The 12945-nt window shown below is 53.2% G+C and carries 11 protein-coding genes and 2 tRNA genes; 3 read left to right on the forward strand and 10 right to left on the reverse strand.

The features are described from left to right. Positions 1-52: 52 nt before the first annotated feature. From BQ8482_RS25180 to BQ8482_RS25195, 4 genes are all read right to left on the reverse strand, one after another. Positions 53-760, reverse strand: coding sequence for a class I SAM-dependent methyltransferase (locus BQ8482_RS25180; protein WP_123150043.1), 708 nt, complete (start codon positions 758-760; stop codon positions 53-55). Continuing rightward, complete coding sequence (locus BQ8482_RS25185; RefSeq protein ID WP_123150044.1) at positions 757-2292, reverse strand: asparagine synthase-related protein; 1536 nt, start codon at positions 2290-2292, stop codon at positions 757-759. Before BQ8482_RS25185 ends, BQ8482_RS25180 begins: the two co-directional genes overlap by 4 nt. 20 nt (positions 2293-2312) lie before the next feature. Then, positions 2313-3995: a glycosyltransferase family 4 protein gene (locus BQ8482_RS25190; RefSeq protein WP_123150045.1), complete on the reverse strand. Its 1683-nt coding sequence runs from the start codon at positions 3993-3995 to the stop codon at positions 2313-2315. Positions 3996-4676: 681 nt separating this feature from the next. Next, positions 4677-5516 carry an MbnB/TglH/ChrH family RiPP precursor modification enzyme gene (locus BQ8482_RS25195; RefSeq protein ID WP_123150046.1) on the reverse strand — a complete coding sequence of 280 codons (840 nt, stop codon included), beginning with the start codon at positions 5514-5516 and terminating at the stop codon, positions 4677-4679. A 397-nt stretch (positions 5517-5913) separates the two neighbouring features. On the opposite strand from BQ8482_RS25195, the gene BQ8482_RS25205 reads away from it, so the two are divergent. Together BQ8482_RS25205 and BQ8482_RS25210 are read left to right on the forward strand one after the other, a co-directional pair. Beyond that, the gene (locus BQ8482_RS25205; RefSeq protein WP_123150048.1) at positions 5914-6342 is read left to right on the forward strand and encodes an S-adenosylmethionine decarboxylase; all 429 of its coding nucleotides are present in this window, start codon (positions 5914-5916) and stop codon (positions 6340-6342) included. A 19-nt stretch (positions 6343-6361) separates the two neighbouring features. Then, positions 6362-7729 carry a DUF3326 domain-containing protein gene (locus BQ8482_RS25210; protein ID WP_123150049.1) on the forward strand — a complete coding sequence of 456 codons (1368 nt, stop codon included), beginning with the start codon at positions 6362-6364 and terminating at the stop codon, positions 7727-7729. Between the two features lie 82 nt (positions 7730-7811). Here BQ8482_RS25210 and BQ8482_RS25215 read toward each other — a convergent pair whose 3' ends face one another. The 4 genes from BQ8482_RS25215 to BQ8482_RS25230 all read right to left on the reverse strand — a co-directional run bounded on the left by BQ8482_RS25215 (position 7812) and on the right by BQ8482_RS25230 (position 11687). Next, positions 7812-8660, reverse strand: a complete 849-nt coding sequence (locus BQ8482_RS25215) for a hypothetical protein (protein WP_123150050.1) — start codon at positions 8658-8660, stop codon at positions 7812-7814. Between the two features lie 8 nt (positions 8661-8668). After that, positions 8669-9850, reverse strand: coding sequence for an AAA family ATPase (locus BQ8482_RS25220; protein WP_123150051.1), 1182 nt, complete (start codon positions 9848-9850; stop codon positions 8669-8671). Further along, positions 9847-11205 carry a DUF262 domain-containing protein gene (locus tag BQ8482_RS25225; protein WP_123150052.1) on the reverse strand — a complete coding sequence of 453 codons (1359 nt, stop codon included), beginning with the start codon at positions 11203-11205 and terminating at the stop codon, positions 9847-9849. The genes BQ8482_RS25220 and BQ8482_RS25225 overlap by 4 nt, the downstream gene beginning before the upstream one ends. Positions 11206-11611: 406 nt before the next feature. Continuing rightward, positions 11612-11687, reverse strand: a tRNA-Val gene (locus BQ8482_RS25230). Between the two features lie 215 nt (positions 11688-11902). Between BQ8482_RS25230 and BQ8482_RS25235 the strand changes: the two genes are divergently transcribed. Continuing rightward, positions 11903-11979, forward strand: a tRNA-Asp gene (locus BQ8482_RS25235). A gap of 93 nt (positions 11980-12072) precedes the next feature. Here BQ8482_RS25235 and BQ8482_RS25240 read toward each other — a convergent pair. Beyond that, positions 12073-12288, reverse strand: coding sequence for a hypothetical protein (locus BQ8482_RS25240; protein WP_123150053.1), 216 nt, complete (start codon positions 12286-12288; stop codon positions 12073-12075). A gap of 54 nt (positions 12289-12342) precedes the next feature. Continuing rightward, positions 12343-12882, reverse strand: coding sequence for an EF-hand domain-containing protein (locus BQ8482_RS37815; RefSeq protein ID WP_133254832.1), 540 nt, complete (start codon positions 12880-12882; stop codon positions 12343-12345). Positions 12883-12945: the final 63 nt, after the last annotated feature.

Consider the following 12945-nt stretch of genomic DNA (forward strand, 5'->3'; position numbering starts at 1 on the left):
GTCTACGGCATCCCTTAAGGGGCCGTCCCTCCGAATGTTTGCATCTACAGAGCTAACATTTTGTTCCAACTACAAAGGTCCATGTTCGGACGAGATACTCGCCACCGCTTAGTTGCCGGGCAACAACCGTGCTGGGGCGGCGGAGACCGAGCGCAGAAATAAATTCGGAGCTAGTTTCGATCTGTTCTTTTAGCTCGACCTCGAAGATATCCGAGACCACCCAACCACAATTATCTAGAGCCAACTCAAGCTTGTCGACACTTGAGCCCCGCCGATCTGCCAGAAAATCTAACGGAAGCGGGGTAAGCTTATCGCACCAATTCACCAGCAACCTCCCCCCCGGGGCAGTAACATTAGCTGCCAGCTTGAGGAACTCTTCAATATTCTCTAACTGCCAAATCACGGCATTGCAAAAAATAACGTCAAACTGTTGGAATTGAGCGCTGCAGCGCTTCAGGAATACTCCTGCGTCCTCCACCTCAAAGGCAACGTTCGCTCGTTGGATGCGAGCTTTCGCATATTCGATACACTTCGGGGAAAAATCCACGGCAACAACGTCTTTTCCGTGCTCAGCGAGAACGCGCGTCGAGTCGCCAACGCCGCACCCAATGTCCAATATCTTAGAATCGGTCAGGTCGCCGAGACGTGCGATCCCGTGTTCTGCCAAAATCCGATATCTAGGCCACCGCTCACAGAAAGCTGCAAAGCCTTCGGCCACCAAATTCCAGCGGCGCTTTCTTGAGTCGTTGCTTTGGGTCATCCTGCCAGCGTCTCAACCTGAGGTCGACCCGTCTTCGGATAAAACAACGCTTCAGAGATAACACTCCATGCGTCTCCTAGCGATCTGCATTGTCCACCGAAGGACTCTTGCAGTCGATCTCCGGTTGCAAAGGAAATCGGACCGTATGTGGAAAACGAGGCTTCTTTGGGGCCTCCGATAACCTGCGCGGCTAAGCGTGGACGAAGAACAGATCGCAGTATTCGATACTGCCAGTAACCTCCGATCGACTCATACATCCGTTGGGCCGGAGACAACGCCATCAGCATTTCTGACAATGGGAGGCTCAAGAAGGGTACTGATATTTCAATTCCCAAGCATTGGGATTCAAGTTCGTCTCCCACTTCATGTGGATCTCGGGCAATGTCCGACTCAGACAGATATGTCAGAAGTTCCAAATCAGAACCCACCAAGGCTCGCTCGGAAAGCAAAGAAAGAAGCGCGGAGGCCTTGACCTCCTCGCCACCCGCACACGAATTCATAATTCTAACCATCGTCGCAACATATTTCTCAGGGTCACTGTATTTCTCACCACGCAAGAAGATATCCTCCCCGGCATGACCAAACAATACTGACGAGTAGCCACGCTGAGCCGCATACCAGAGTAATCTGCCTCCGGTAAGCGTGGGCGCACAGCCTGCTCGGAATATGCAGCGGCGAGTGAGAGATCCAGTGACCCACTCGGGCGTTAGCTCGATACATTCATGCTGCAGGTTCAGCTCTCGAGTAAGCCGGGCAGAGAGTCCGACAGACTTAGCTTTGGGGGCGGAAAATACCGTCAACGCATGCCGCAACCCAAGACGACTGCCTATACCTGCCAACAAGGAAGAATCGATTCCACCCGACAACGCCAAAGCCACCTCACGCGGATTCGCGGAGATACATAGCCGCACCGCGTCCTCAAGCAACCTAGCCAAATCATCGCCAATATTACCTAGGAGAGCAGGAGATTTTCCAGTCGCTGGCTCGACACGATAGTTTCGAATCTGAACGCTGGGGGAAGCAGGGCGAAAATGTATGGCCTCCATGCTGCTCAAGCGCTGAACATGCAAAAATGGCGACCGCTTAACCGAGGTCAGTCCAATAATACGTTCTTCTAGTTGGTATATGGGGTCTGGCGTAAGGTCACTCCCCTTCTGGAGGAGCAGAGATAGTGGATGAGAAGAAGCGCCCAAGACACCTTGCGAGGAGGTGTAGAATACGGTTGTAAAACCCGAAGGGTCCGCGATCACCGCCAGACTACCCCCTACTAGGTCCAATTCGAGGCTGCCTCCAGAGTCCGGGAGAGCTCCAATTGCAATTTTTAAGGACCGTTTATCCGCAATCTTGGATGGCAAAACACCGTGACAAGCGAAGATCCAGTTTGGCCCTGAACGAACGAGGGTCGGCTTCCAAAGATCAATCCCCCGGAGTACCGGTGTTTGGAGAACATCGTCACCCCTACACACATAGCAAAACCACTGTACTCGCGCGTTCACTGCAGACAGACCCTCCAAAAACTCACCTGTCTTCATCTCCAGGCGATAGCGCGAAGTTACACTATGAACTTGATTAGCCCTTCTAAAAACAAATCGTGTATCGCGTTTCTCACGCGGTCGGACGTATGCTTAGTACGTTCCGAGAGCAGATCACAAATTTCGCTAACCGAACGTTTCCCATCGACCAGACCCAAGATGTCGCGGATCCCGTTGCTAACCTGAACGCGAAATCTGCCACCTCCAGAACTGGCAATGCCGCTCACAATTGTATTGTCGTCCCACTCGATCCCGGTATCAATACAAGGAATCCACAGGGGACCCAGATTCCCACCCCGGACAATAGATGCGTAGCGCTCTGGACAGCGGTAAAGTCTGTGTCTCGCCACGCTCTCAGCTGTGCCTGCCGCCAGATCATCCGCCGGACCGGTGCTTGAATCGCCGGAGCCAATGCTTTTGCCACGGCGCTTGTCGTCACCTTCCACTACCCCCTGAAATAGGCTCTCGTAATTGCCGGGAAAATCAATCTGACTCTCGTGAAGCTCGGATACACGCCTCCCCGCAACCCCTATCGCTGTTAGCCTGGGAGCATCGGCCAATGCTTCGGCAAGTCTCTTTGCGAGCTCGGCCGCGTCCGTGACGTTCGCGATGCTAATGCAGTTTACATTATCGACCAGGAGCCGTGAGAATGGTTGTCGTACCAACACCTCCTCAGAGCACACAAGTGGGATTCCGCAGGCCAGAACTTCGCGTGGGATAGTAGGCGCGTGATGCTTAATTGGAAAGTTATTTTCGAGAAAGACCACGCATCTGCACGTTCGGATAAATTCAGGTACTCGCCAATGCGGAATAAATGGTAGTTGAAGAACTCGGTCAGATAGCCCGAGCTCGGATATTAGCCCGCGAAATCTCTGATCTCGATCCATAAAAGAGCTTCCGAGAACAGCTATAGAGAAGTCGATTCCTTGGCTCCTCAGGAGCGCCGCGCTTTCCAAAAGACTAAAGGTGCCCTTTCGTTCTCCGAGCTTTCCATACGCTCCGATGATCGGGCCTGCTGATAAAAGTGACCCGAATACACGGTCTGAATATTCCGTGCTTCGCCGGGCTTGCTCCGATAGCTCAATGACATCGAGGGCGGGTGCTGTAGAGCAAAAAATCGCCGGCACTTTGAAAGAGTCTCTGGTCCAGAAGCGCTTGTTATCAATTCCCTCATTTTCAAGTTCTGACTTAACCTGACCTCGTGACACAATAACGTCGGCTTCGCGAAGAGCGGCCATATAAACTTTTCGAGTTATTGGCACCTTTGCTATCCGCCCGATGTCGCTTCCTGCATGTTTGATTATGTGAGGCAGCGACGTCACCTTAGAAGCAATCCAACCTGCTACAGAATAAGGTTCAAAGTAATAAGAAAACAGACATTGTATATCGAACTCCTCTACCACGCTGATCGCGTTTCCAGCCAACCTGGTCACCGCCATAGAGGTTTGAGGGATGTGGAGAGACTCTCTCTGTGTCATTTCTGCCCAATGGACGCGTACATGTCCACCATTCTCAAAGCTGCATTCGCACCGCGCCCAATCTTCCTCCTGCATAAAAAGACGGAAATTCGTCTCGACATCTCTAGCGTTAGTGACGACGTGACACTGATGACCCCGCTCAGCCAACGCCCGAGCGTACCAATAAGTGTGCATGCTCACGCCGCCCTGAATAGGGGGGTATTTGCCAATTAGACAGATGCGCATGCGCTGAACTCAATTATACCTGCTTCATAGAGCCACTTCATCAGCAGTGTCCCGCTCGGAGTATTTAGGTGCGCTGGAGCCTTCCCACCGCGACGACCTAGCCGCCGTAAAAGGTCGTATGTTGCAGCACTTGGTGCAAAGCAGGCCCCAAGTCGAGAATTCCTCGGTTTGCAAATTATTCCATACCAATACCGGCGTCGACCTAGGTGGACTGCTCCAGTGGATAATACAGAAAATACGTCGTGAGTGTATCGACGGAGCCGAACGCCCTTAGGGATGCCCCAATGGTACCGGTCCCAACTATCTATAGGAAATCCCTCAGATGCGAGCACGGGTCGGCGCGTATTCGACGCGATAGCAAGCTCTGTGAAGCACGCCTCCTCCAGAATTGGCGGAACGGAGCCAAACCGCGACTCCCGGCGCACAAAGAAGTAGAACTGAGCGGCGTTGGAATAAAAATCTGCGCTAATAAATGGCATGGTAGCACAGAAGCGATTGAGGAACTCGGGAGTGAACTCACCAATTTGAAAAGTTCGCGGCAATATATATCGACATTTGGCAATCCGTTTTCCTGCGACCATCTCTGATAGCATCCGGAAGCGAACCGCATCCACCGTTGAGAGCAGGCTTAGAGTATCTGTGTCGCGAGGCTCAGCACCAGTCAGGAGAACCGCGACCAGCTCATCCTGGAATCGCTGGAGTGTTTCCCGGTCCATCCGAGTGGATACCGCTCCGTATTAGGTCTAAGTCTTCAATAATGCAGTAAGGATCGTCAACACCTTCGTCTCGTTCCAATATGATGGTTGCCAGGTCCCATCGAGAACATACCTCTCGCAAGAGACAAAGCGTACCTTCTCTAGGAGGGCGGTCGTGCGTGTCGATCAGTACCCCGTTATGCTCTCCGCCACCGGCGACGTGCGCAGCTCGAACGCTTTCACGAGGCAGACCACTAAGAAAATCCTGTGTCGAAAATTTATGGTTCACCGAGTTAATATAAAGATTCTCGATGTCCAGCAGAATACCGCATCCCGTTGCATCTGCAATCTCACTGATAAAGGAAAACTCGGCCATCTGAGGTCCAGCGTAATCGAAATAGTAGGTAATATTCTCGATCAAAAATGGGAGAGATATCTGCCGTTGCACGCTTGCGACATTCTCAATCAAAATATTCCTCGCCTCCGGCGTTCGGGGAACGGGCAACAGCTGCGACGAATCTAACGACGCTGATTTGGTAAATGCAAGGTGTTCGCTATAGTTGAGAGCGCCAAGTTTGGCCAACACCTCCTCAACTTTATTTAAATAATCGACACTCGGAAGCGAGGCGCTTCCGAGTGACAGTCCTACACCATGCGCTACAACCGGATAGGCCGAGGCGGCTTGTTCCATTTTTTCCCTGATTGCTGGTCCACCCGAAATGTAATGATCAACCATCACTTCGATGACATCTATCTTATCGCGGTGCGCAAGAATGACGTCGTGAAGTTGAGGCCGATAAGCGACGCCTATGTATGGCCGTCTCATCGGAACAAACCAACCTTTGCGGGACTGAGCTTTTGCCTCTTTAAGCAGCAGTAAGACAAGCGCAAGCGCACACGCAAAGCATCGGCTGCACTTCGCCTTCGGTCATGGGCACGCCGCGAATGGTGTACTCGATGATTGCCCCGCTCTCGTATCCTAGCGCAGCAATCTCAGACGACAAGCGCGACTCCAGTCCACGAACACCGGAGAGCTCCCGCTTCGCTTTAGCGTAAGTTTCAATCGAAGATTCGAGACCCTTCAGGCGAGTCTCAACGTCACTGCTCTTAGCCATTTGACGCCCTTTCGAAAAAATACTGACTCAGATATACTACAGCCTATTGAGTTCAAGTACAATGGAAATCTTTGTTGATCATTTAAGTAAACTTTGAAGGAGCGAAGCATGGTTGACCCATCCGGCACACTGGGAATAAGTTCCTCTCGTGTAGGGTCCGCTACTGACGATGAATACGGAATCGAGTTGCTGCTCGACCTCCACGGTTGTGATGTTGCAACATTCAACAGAGGCAGCCTAGACGCGTACTTCACGGGCATATGCGACGTAATAAAGATGGAGAGGTGCGACGTTCACTTCTGGGATGACATTAACGTCGCTCCTGAAAATATGTCAACGGAGCCGAAAACGAAAGGTACGTCGGCTGTATGCTTTATAATTACAAGCACTATTGTCGTCCACACGCTCGATTTGCTTGGCACCGCATACATTAATATCTTTTCGTGCAAACAATTTGATTCGAAGGTAGCCGAGGAATTTACCACCTCCTGGTTTTCAGGGCGGTGCGTGAAACGGAATCTCATAGTTCGAGTCTAAACTGAACGAGGAGGAGCAAATGCGTGTAGTCGAGCGACCCTTCAGGCTTGCAGCGGGAATTACATCAGAGAACCCGATCTCTGAAGTATTGGAGGGCGTCGCACGATTTGTTGAGGCTAGCGAACATCTGTTAAGGTTTGTGGTCAATGAAATTACGGCGGAATCCGTCATTGGGGAGCTGTGGGTCGCACTTGATCTTCCAGAGTGGGCAGATGTGGCTAGAACTCATTCATTAAATTTACGCAAGCGGCCTTTTTCAGATACGAGCCGGTTCAATGTTGTCTTCGTCGCACCGACTGGAGTAGGGCTTTCAATAGGCGGATACGCAGGCGATGCTGGTCCTGTGACTTTGTTACTTGCATCTGTTTGCGACACGCTTGTAACCCATCCAAATGCTGTGAACGGCTCCGATATCAATGAGATGGCGGACAATGTTTACTACGTGGAAGGGGACAAGCTATCGCGATTTCTGCTGGGGCATCTGGGGTTTCGTCTTCCTCGAAGCAATAATATTCTGGCTGTTATTAGTGATTCGGGAGATGATAGACTTTTTAGCGCCCAAGTTAACGCGGTAAATGCTGCTCGCAGTTCATACGGCCTGAGGTGTGAGAGGGTCATCCGTTATAGGGACCAGATTCGGGTTTGTGCTGATTTTTCCGCACATTCGGGTCGCGCAAGCGGCTCTTTGAGTGGCATAGGGCCATTGCTCACTGAACTCCGGCACCTTAGGCCGTCCTATGACTGCCTGGCACTTGCTTCGTGTGTACTAGCAGACGCAGGAGCTCAGGCCGCCTATCTGTCTTCACAAGGTGCTATAAATCCCGTCGGAGCGGCTGAGGCAATGCTCACGCATACCATATCTGCGTTCCTCGGTGTTCAGTGCGCGCATGCGCCTATGGTGCAGGAGTGGGATGAGGCTAGGCCTCATCCCAGTATCGTCGATCCAAGGATCGCCGCGGAGACCATCTCTGTCACGTTCTTCCAGTCCGTGCTCAAGGGGCTAATGCGAAGCCCAAAAGTGTATCCGGCGGAATTCGGTCGCGGCTTGTCTCTTGATGTAACGCAGGTGTCTTGTGTCGTCGTTCCCGATGGGTGCGTTGGCATCCCCACCTTGGCGGCACTCGCCCAAGGTTTGCCGGTTATAGTCGTTCGAGAGAACACTAGCATCATGCGAAACGATTTGTCTGTTTTGCCTTGGAGACCTGGTCAACTCGTATTCGTTGACAGTTACCTAGAGGCAGCCGGAGTTTTGTGTGCAATGAGATCTGGTATTGATCTAACGTGCCTCCGACGCCCCCTCGAGTCTGTGCAAATTTCCGAGCTGACCTCTAGCGGCCGCCGCGCAAATGAAGCCGCCGATGGGCTCAGGCAAAGCAGCGCCGTCTGAGCATCACTTCGGGGCTGCCGTGAGGCACCACGAACACCTGCTGCCCATCAAGGGCTAAACAATCCTGAGGGAGAGGCCCTCATCAGAGATGCTTTCCTGCGTGGCCCACAAGCACGTGGTTACCGAAACTATCATGGGATCGGGGCGCGAAATAAATTCGATGGTGGCGGAAAGTATGGTCCCCTTCGTCATCGCACCCGCTAATTTTCATGTGGGGTTCGCAAAGAACGATTTCGCTGCGAGTGTCGTCGACGGCAAACTTGAAGCTGAGCGCAGGTTTTCTGTCGCCGTTTCCTTCCAATGTTGTATCGAAACCAGAAGATATCGAGAATGAACGAAGTTGCTCCGGCAAATCTGCGCCGGGCGGAAGGGTCCACTCGTCATTCAGTTCGGAAAAGCAGCGAACGATTAGACGAGCGTAACGTTGGAGGCCTCCGTCGAAGGTGTCGAGGCATTTTGGAAAACTTGCACTGAGGTGGAGGCGCGGAAAAGCCTTAGAGCATCTTTGGTGGAACTCGGCTGAAGCTCCCGGCGCGAGGTGCAGATCTTCGCGGACAGCACTTCGCCAGTCCGATTCGGAATCAACGACGTAATGATCGGAGGAAGCAAATGGACCAAGAGCGCCGACAACTGTCGCTTGAATGACTTCGTCTTCCGCGACCACGGTCGACTGGTCGACCGCCAGTTGAAGTTGAAAGTTAATGTCCCGCGACAGTCGTTGGTTCTCAGGTTCAAACAGGAGCTGCCAAAGCATCACTCCGGGTTGCACTTCGGCCTCATAAAGCGCATTTGTTTTACGGATCGGCTCATCGTCCTCACGGATTAATGTGTCGGTGGCCAGTAACCGCTCAATACGGTCCCGCAATTCATCATCCGAGATCTTTGCACCACCGACATATCGGTTTTCATCGTGAAGTACGATCAGAGTCATCGTTGATCTCAATGAGATGGCGTTCGCTTAGCCCGGCGAGCCTGCATTAAAAGTGCCAAATCTCTCGTCTGCTGGTCAAAGAAGCCACGAGGCCATGCACTTAGTTCGCCTAATTCGTCAACCGACAGCGGGCTCACAACAGGTTCGGTGTTACCTTCCTGCGCATCCAGAAAAAGGAACTTTACGTCGCGTGGAGCAACCTGGCCTCTGATCCCGGCCAGGCGCACCCCATTGATGACATTTTCCGAGTGCGTCTCAACGATGACTTGCACACCTGTAGACGCGACGCCCGCCAAAAACTGCCCAACCGCAGACTGAGCTCCAGGATGAAGGTGAGCCTCGGGATTCTCGACAATCAACATCGTCCCGGCTCGGGCCAGCAATCCGCTTGCTATCACCGGTAGCACGTAGCTGATGCCAAAACCGGTGTTTGTCGGGGACATCGATGGCGAGGTTACCCCTACGCGCTCGATGCTCATTCGGACTCGGTTAATCTCTGGGTAGCGCGTTGTGACCACCCTCACACCTGGCACCAAAAGCCGCATCCATCCTTCGAGCTGCACTTTGAACAGGTCGGAGCCAGGCGTAATATGCAATCTTTCGTCGACCGACAGGCTTTCAGCCCTGTCTATGGCATCCGCAGTGAACTCTCCGGCGAATCCAGTACTGATGAATCCCTCATCCGACACACCCGAAAGGTCGCGAGGACCATTTCGCTCGGCAATCAGGTAATGAAATTCCCGTGCGAAGAGCGGCGAGCCTCCAGTACGTGTCAGCATCGCCGCCGTGTTTTTTGCATCATGGCGGCAAGTGAGTGTCACGGAAGGCGACACCATCTCCGCCACGAACGTTTCGGCCATTACTCCGCCGTCGAAGAGCGCGTCTGAACGCACACCCAACACGATCTCGGCCGACTCGATCTCAGAGTTGGTGACAACCTGCGAATTTCCCAGCGCCAGGCGGTAGGCGCCATTGAGCCGTACAGGAAAGTCAGCGCGACCGCTTACTGCTGGTCCAGCCAGGCCTTCAATGACCCTCAATTGGTCGGCAGCCTGCCGAAGAAGGAGCAGCGCCTGAATGATGCTGGACTTGCCAACCCCATTGCCGCCACTGACGATAGTTATCGGCGAAAGGGGCAAAGTCGCCCGCTTAAAGCATTTAAAGTTCTCGATTTGCAGCTCACGGATCACCGAACATGTTCCTCACAAAAGCGACGTGCGACCGAGAAGGCGTACGACAGGCGTCGGCGGTCGTTTGTACCGCTGGTGACGCTGTCCAAGTAAGCAAGGTCTCTTTCCAGCTCTTCGGCCACCAAAGTAGCAAAGCTTCCCTCGGCTTGCTGTCGAGTCCTGGCATCGGGGATGTCCGCGAGCGTCACTGACCATGTCGTAAAAAGTGAATTGTTGATCAATCGCCTACGCGCTCCAGGTTCCAAATCGGATGAGAGGCATTTCCTAAAAGCATATTGCCCGAAAAGATGCTCCCCATTCCGCATCGCTTGCCGGAAATCACGAGCTAGAATTCCGTGCACGGACTCGTTGTTATTGAGAGTATCGGTCGCATCGTCTAAAAAACGGTCCATATTACCGGAGTACGCCTCAAGCAAGCCAAGTTGGGTCAGCCTGAATGCTAAAAAACGAAGGGTCAGCTCTTGGTTCTGCATGCGCACAGTGCCAACGCTTGCTTGTGTAGCAGCTAAAAACTCTTCCGACGTAGCCAGAGACCCTATGAGCGCCCGAGTTGCGGGCGCCGACATGCAGTTGCGAATCTCTTGAGCATTCAAGGGGCGCCCCCCCTGGTTGATCCTTTTGAAGATATCAAACTTCACGTCGGTGGGAGTCTGCGGATCGATGATGTTGAACATGATCTGTGTCTGCATGATCCGTTTTCTATACCGTTGATCGATGCATTTTGCAGGATCATCGTCTCGGAAGATCTTACCTTCCTCTTCCTTTAGATACTCAAGGTCGCGTAACTTTAGCCTGTTATCTAAAAATTGACTGATTACAGTTAGCCTTTGTAGCCCGTCTACAACATGAAGGCGGCCGCTTCGATCTTGGGACATGTAGAAGACCGGAAGCGGAATCCGGAGCATGATAGATTCTATGAGCCGACTGCGAGCTCCTATATCCGTCCAGACAAACTGCCGCTGGAAGTCGGGAGAAAGATTAATATCCCCGTCTTTGATCATTTCATAGACTAGGCTGATATTAAATGGCTTGGTGTCGACCCTTATTGTCTCAGGGTCATACGGAAAATCAACGTCATCATCTGGCAGGCCCTCTTCAAGGTATTCGATACCACCCGACTCAGTGATGGCCACTTCCGAGAGAGCTGCGAGAAACTGCTCTCGTATTTCCTCAGCGGATGAACTTATTTCGGACGCCTTTCGGACATCGGTCACGCCAGCCTCATCTTGACGGATTGTCAATTGGGGCTCGTCCGGCGCCGAGCGCCACTCCAACGTGGCGTCAGTAGAGGGCGACGTACTTTGAAGGCGGACCTGGATCGTCTCGCCGGTGCTAGAGCGCAGATTTAGCAGCACTTTTGCCTCGCTTTCACTGACGTCTGTGGCGCAATTGTGCAGTAAACGCAAGGAGTGACTGGGCTACCGAGACTGTCTGATGCCGAACATCGGCCCAATCGCCAGAGACACGCACATCCTAAGTTCGACTCAACCGAACTCGCCCAAGTTGCCCCTGCCCTTGGGAGCAGTTCAAGATTCGACGGATCGACAGCACATGGGGCGACAGGAACTCGTTAGTCCATGACGGCCGATACCCAGGAGGGCTTCGGCGCTGGTAAAGCGAAAGAGGGTCAAGAACTCCATGATCTCCCGTTTGCGCTAAGACATCGTGACTTCTGTTGCTAAACTGTAGCTAGCGCGACGCTTAGCCAACAGGCTATGATCATCAACGGCAGATAAAAATTAGCAATTTCAACGCGTTAAATGGTGGGCGATGACGGACTCGAACCGCCGACATCTTCGGTGTAAACGAAGCGCTCTACCAACTGAGCTAATCGCCCGCTCCGGGGCGGACCTTTAAGCAGTTAGGACGGGGTTCGCAAGGCCAAATGAGCGCACGATGCCCTCGCCGCTGGTCGTTTTCGGCAACAAAATTCGGCTTGTCAAAAAACCTTCTCCTGTTTGCTGTTATGCTGTTGCGCTCCGCTTGACACCCGGTGGCTTACGCCTTATCCACCGCCCCAACGACGAACACGGCTGACCGTGCTCGTCTTGCGCGGGTGTAGCTCAGTTGGTTAGAGTGCCGGCCTGTCACGCCGGAGGTCGCGGGTTCGAGCCCCGTCACTCGCGCCATTTTCAATCACTTAGCTGATTGGAAATGAAAAAAACTCTGAATGCCGGACCGGCAATTCAGAAATTTGGGTCGCCCTGGGCACCCGATAAATTCTAGCGCTTGGTCAGATTTTCAGAAACCTGTTCGATTTGGCTCATCACCGCTTGCGGATCGACGTTCTGAGCTAGCTGGGGCGGTTCGTCATCTGCCGGCGTCGATACCTTCAAACACTCCGTCAGGGCGGTTTCGATCAGTCGTGTGGTTTCATGCTCGTTGAGCAGGCGAGGCGCCGGGGTTTTCCCGACAAACTTGCCAACGAGACCAGCCATTTCCGAATTCCTTTCCCGAATTTTCGTCCAGGAACGCGCAAGACTTGCAGTGACTTATTCACCCGTTTCGTCGGCACCTCCGTGGAAGAAGGATCGAATTTCCTCCCTGTCGACGCTGTCATCGCCGTTCTCGTCGACGGCGTTGAATATCCGCCCGATGAAATCCTGCACCTCGGTTTGAGAAAGCGCACCATCGCCGTCGGCGTCCACTATGGCGAACATCATTCGCATCCGTGCGCCATGCATCATCCCGCCTCCCATTCGGCGCCCGTCATGCGGACCTCTTCGGAAATCGCGATGCCAACGATCGCCACCTCGTCGTTCTGCTCGGGGGCGGCGATGCTCCTGCATTCTCTCCTCCAGCATCTCGGTCATCATCTCACGCATCATTTGGCGCATGGAGTCTTCGGTTGGCCCGCTCGGCGCTGGCTCTGAGCCACGATCCGGTGCAGGTGCGGCGGGCGCAGGTGAGCTCGTCTGGGATAGTGCCGGCGAAGCCAGCATAGCCAACGCCGCGGCAACTGCTGTGGTCTTGCTTGCTAATGTCATCGTATTCTCCTTGGAGAATGGTGGACCGAACGTGTCGGCATCCAAGCCAAACCCGCTGCTCCCCCGCATGGTTCCTGGCGACTTGGTAGATGATCGCTGCGTGCCGAT

The organism is Mesorhizobium delmotii (assembly GCF_900149755.1).
Taxonomy (GTDB): domain Bacteria; phylum Pseudomonadota; class Alphaproteobacteria; order Rhizobiales; family Rhizobiaceae; genus Mesorhizobium; species Mesorhizobium delmotii.

What these genes read in the sequence shown, in the direction of transcription:
- BQ8482_RS25195 (WP_123150046.1), bottom strand. Translation starts at nt 5,516, where the DNA reads ATGAGACGGCCATACATAGGCGTCGCTTATCGGCCTCAACTTCACGAC.
- BQ8482_RS25185 (WP_123150044.1), bottom strand. Translation starts at nt 2,292, where the DNA reads ATGAAGACAGGTGAGTTTTTGGAGGGTCTGTCTGCAGTGAACGCGCGA.
- BQ8482_RS25215 (WP_123150050.1), bottom strand. Translation starts at nt 8,660, where the DNA reads ATGACTCTGATCGTACTTCACGATGAAAACCGATATGTCGGTGGTGCA.
- BQ8482_RS25180 (WP_123150043.1), bottom strand. Translation starts at nt 760, where the DNA reads ATGACCCAAAGCAACGACTCAAGAAAGCGCCGCTGGAATTTGGTGGCC.
- BQ8482_RS25205 (WP_123150048.1), top strand. Translation starts at nt 5,914, where the DNA reads ATGGTTGACCCATCCGGCACACTGGGAATAAGTTCCTCTCGTGTAGGG.
- BQ8482_RS25240 (WP_123150053.1), bottom strand. Translation starts at nt 12,288, where the DNA reads ATGGCTGGTCTCGTTGGCAAGTTTGTCGGGAAAACCCCGGCGCCTCGC.
- BQ8482_RS25210 (WP_123150049.1), top strand. Translation starts at nt 6,362, where the DNA reads ATGCGTGTAGTCGAGCGACCCTTCAGGCTTGCAGCGGGAATTACATCA.
- BQ8482_RS25190 (WP_123150045.1), bottom strand. Translation starts at nt 3,995, where the DNA reads ATGCGCATCTGTCTAATTGGCAAATACCCCCCTATTCAGGGCGGCGTG.